The 4050-nt window shown below is 36.8% G+C and carries 4 protein-coding genes and 1 pseudogene; all 5 read left to right on the forward strand.

The features are described from left to right. The first annotated feature begins 131 nt into the window (after positions 1-131). Positions 132-356, forward strand: a complete 225-nt coding sequence (locus tag ABES03_RS25525; RefSeq protein WP_430121995.1) for a YqzK family protein — start codon at positions 132-134, stop codon at positions 354-356. Between the two features lie 4 nt (positions 357-360). Then, positions 361-1254, forward strand: a complete 894-nt coding sequence (gene xerD, locus ABES03_RS25530) for a site-specific tyrosine recombinase XerD (RefSeq protein WP_430121997.1) — start codon at positions 361-363, stop codon at positions 1252-1254. 220 nt (positions 1255-1474) lie between these two features. Next, positions 1475-2659 (forward strand): phosphopentomutase, encoded by a 1185-nt coding sequence (gene deoB / locus ABES03_RS25535; protein ID WP_430121999.1) that lies wholly within the window; start codon positions 1475-1477, stop codon positions 2657-2659. A 53-nt stretch (positions 2660-2712) separates the two neighbouring features. Then, the gene (locus tag ABES03_RS25540) at positions 2713-3534 is read left to right on the forward strand and encodes a purine-nucleoside phosphorylase (protein ID WP_430122001.1); all 822 of its coding nucleotides are present in this window, start codon (positions 2713-2715) and stop codon (positions 3532-3534) included. A 31-nt stretch (positions 3535-3565) separates the two neighbouring features. Beyond that, positions 3566-4050 (forward strand): annotated as a pseudogene (gene deoA / locus ABES03_RS25545) (pyrimidine-nucleoside phosphorylase); the annotation flags it as partial.

A 4050-nucleotide genomic window follows, 5' to 3' on the forward strand; every position in this document is an offset into this window, starting at 1 on the left:
ACAAGTTTAACAAAGCCTTTTATAAAAGACTAAAAAGCTGAAATATTTCCCCACTATTAATAGAGTCTAGGTATAAAACTTGTACATTCTGGCATAGCTTTTACTAGTAATCATTAATTGGGGGAAGATAGATGTCTTTTATTAAAGTAGCACTACAAACATTAAAGGTTTTTATCCTTTTCACTGGGTGCACGATTCTCTTTTATTATGGTATCATGTGGGTATCTGAAGAATATCAAAATTATCATCGCTATGATGAACCGGAAGGATCTGCACTGAAAGTGTCCAATGCAGTAGAAGAAGAAAATTCTTCCTTGTTAGATCGGCTGATGTTGTTTTATTTAAATGGGGAGTAATGTGATGGAAGATCAATTAAAGGATTTTATGCATTTTTTAATAGTGGAAAAAGGGCTGGCTAAGAATACGATTGTGTCTTATGAGCGGGATTTAAAAAGCTATCTTCATTATTTAAAAAATGTTGAATCCGTCCTAACATTAAATGATGTTCAACGTATTCATATTGTACATTTTTTAGGATTTTTAAAGGAACAAGGGAAATCCTCTAAGACTTTGGCAAGACATATTGCCTCGGTTCGAGCCTTTCATCAATTTTTATTACGTGATAAGGCAACAGACCAGGACCCATCTATTTTAATCGAAACACCAAGGTTAGAGAAATCTTTGCCAAAGGTATTGAGTTTGCAGGAAGTAGAAGTTCTTTTAGAAACACCAAAGCAGAAAGACCACTATGGAATCAGGGATAAAGCGATGCTTGAGCTTTTATATGCAACGGGGATTCGTGTTAGTGAGTTAATTAATTTAGATATTGAAAATGTCCACTTAACCATGGGATTTATTCGTTGTATTGGCAAAGGAAATAAGGAACGTATTATTCCTATTGGGCGTACAGCTTCTGATGCCATTAAGCTTTATTTAGATACTGGTAGACCACAGTTTGTTTCAAAAAAATACCGGGAGCAGGCTTTGTTTTTAAATCATCAGGGAAAGCGGTTAACGAGACAGGGTTTTTGGAAGATATTAAAAAAGTTAACAAAAGAAGCAGGCATAGAAAAGGAACTGACTCCGCACACACTTAGACATTCTTTTGCTACCCATCTTTTAGAAAATGGCGCAGATTTAAGAGCAGTCCAAGAAATGTTGGGGCATGCAGATATTTCCACGACCCAAATTTATACTCATGTAACAAAAACAAGACTGAAGGATGTGTATAGTAAATTTCATCCTAGGGCTTAAGAGATTAGTAGTCTGTAAGTCACAAAAGTGTCAAAAAGCTACCGAAAATTTTCGGTAGCTTTTTCTTGTAATTTCCTAAACATCTAGTAAAATAGAGATGTCAGACTTCTGACAAATAGAATTTTATTAGGTCTCATAATCTTAATTTAAAGAGGGAAACATAGTATTGTAATGTTACCATTTGCAAACGGTTTCTATGGATAAAAGGAGGAAGAATCGTATGGCTGCAAATACATATAAACGAATTTTTATTATTGTTATGGATTCAGTAGGTATTGGTGAAGCACCGGATGCTGAACGGTTTGGAGATAAAGGCTCTGATACGCTGGGCCATATTGCTGAGAGAATGAATGGACTCAACATGCCCAACATGGGTAAGTTGGGTTTAAGTAATATCCGTGAACTGAAAGGCATAGAGAAAGCGGAAAAACCGTTAGCATTCTACACTAAAATGATGGAAGCTTCTAACGGAAAAGATACCATGACCGGACACTGGGAAATCATGGGTTTAAATATTCAAACACCTTTCCGTGTATTCCCTGAAGGTTTTCCAGATGAACTAGTTTCCGAATTGGAAAAACGCACAGGTAGAAAAATTATCGGGAATAAACCGGCAAGTGGAACAGAAATTTTAGATGAACTCGGTGAAGAACATATGAAAACAGGCGCATTAATCGTCTATACTTCTGCCGATTCAGTACTACAAATTGCGGCTCATGAGGAAATTATTCCAATTGAAGAACAATATAAAATTTGTAAAATCGCTCGTGAATTGACACTTGATGAGAAATATATGGTTGGTCGTGTTATTGCTCGTCCGTTCTTGGGGGAGCCAGGAAACTTTAAACGTACAGCAAACCGTCATGATTATGCTTTAAAACCATTTGACCGGACTGTAATGAGTGAATTGAAAGATGCGGGTCTTGATGTTATTGCAATCGGAAAAATTTCTGATATTTATGATGGAGAAGGTGTGACAAAGTCACTAAGAACTGTCTCTAATATGGACGGAATGGATAAGCTTGTTGAAACCTTTGATATGGACTTTACAGGTATCAGCTTTTTAAACCTTGTAGACTTTGATGCATTATATGGTCACCGCCGCGATCCTGAGGGCTATGGAAAAGCATTAGAGGAATATGATGCACGCCTGCCTGAAGTTTTTGCAAAAATGAAAGAAGACGATTTACTAATGATAACAGCTGACCATGGAAATGATCCTGTTGCCCCAGGTACAGACCATACGCGTGAATATGTTCCACTTCTCGTATATTCAAAGAGTATGACTGAGGGTAAAGAAATTCCATTAAGAGAAACCTTTGCTGATCTTGGAGCAACTGTTGCTGAAAACTTCAGTGTAAAAATGCCTAAGTATGGTAAAAGCTTTTTAAATGAATTGAAATAAATGAGATGTATAAAAAAATAGCTATATTAAATAGCTTGAAAAGGAGTAAGAGGATGAACTTTGAAATAATCAATAATGCCGCTTCTTTTTTGAAGGAAAAATATGCAAATACACCGAAAATTGGATTAATCCTAGGTTCAGGTCTTGGTGTATTAGCAGATGAAATTGAGAACCCAGTTAAAATTCCTTACAATGAAATACCAGATTTCCCTATTTCTACAGTTGAAGGTCACGCTGGACAACTTGTATTTGGTTTATTAAATGGAGTAGAGGTAGTAGCTATGCAGGGCCGGTTCCATTTCTATGAAGGATATAGTATGGATAAAGTGACATTCCCTGTTCGCGTAATGAAAGAATTAGGCGTGGAAATGCTCATTGTGACAAATGCAGCAGGTGGTGTAAACGAAAGCTTCTCTGCAGGAGATTTAATGATTATTACTGACCACATTAATAATATGGGGACAAACCCATTAATTGGACCAAATGATTCTAAACTTGGTGTACGATTCCCAGATATGTCCGAAGCCTATTCAAAAGAATTACGTGCTGCAGCGAAAGAAATCGCTAGCCGTTTAAATATAAAGGTTCAAGAAGGGGTTTATCTTGGAAATCCAGGACCTGTTTATGAAACACCTGCAGAAATTCGGATGGCACGAGTGCTGGGTGGAGATGCAGTCGGAATGTCTACAGTTCCTGAGGTAATCGTAGCGCGTCATAGCGGGATGAAGGTTCTTGGTATTTCATGTATATCTAATATGGCAGCAGGGATTCTTGATCAGCCGCTAACACATGATGAAGTAATTGAAACAACAGAAAGAGTGAAAGCTGATTTCCTTCGCTATATAAAAGAAATAGTAAAAGGTATGGCAAAATAAAAATAGATACTATAAAGAAGCGGTGATAAACATGAGAATGGTTGACTTAATAGAGAAGAAAAGAGACGGTCAGGAATTAACAACAGAGGAAATTCAGTTTATTATAAACGGATATACAGACGGTTCAATACCTGATTATCAAGTAAGTGCTTTAACGATGGCTATTTACTTTAAAGGAATGACTGAAAAAGAAAGAGCCGATTTAACTATGGCAATGGTTGAGTCAGGTGATCAGATCGACTTGTCTCAAATTGAGGGAATTAAAGTTGATAAACATTCCACTGGTGGTGTGGGTGATACAACTACTCTAGTTCTTGGACCACTAGTTGCTGCTCTAGGTGTACCAGTTGCTAAAATGTCTGGTCGTGGATTGGGGCATACGGGGGGAACTATTGATAAATTAGAAGCAGTTGAAGGCTTCCATGTAGAAATTGAAAATCAAGAATTTATTGATCTTGTAAATAAAAACAAGATTGCTGTTATTGGTCAAAGTGGTAACTTAACACCTGCAGATAA

It is taken from the genome of Neobacillus rhizosphaerae (genome assembly GCF_050477885.1).
GTDB classification, from domain to species: Bacteria; Bacillota; Bacilli; order Bacillales; family Cytobacillaceae; genus Neobacillus; species Neobacillus rhizosphaerae_A.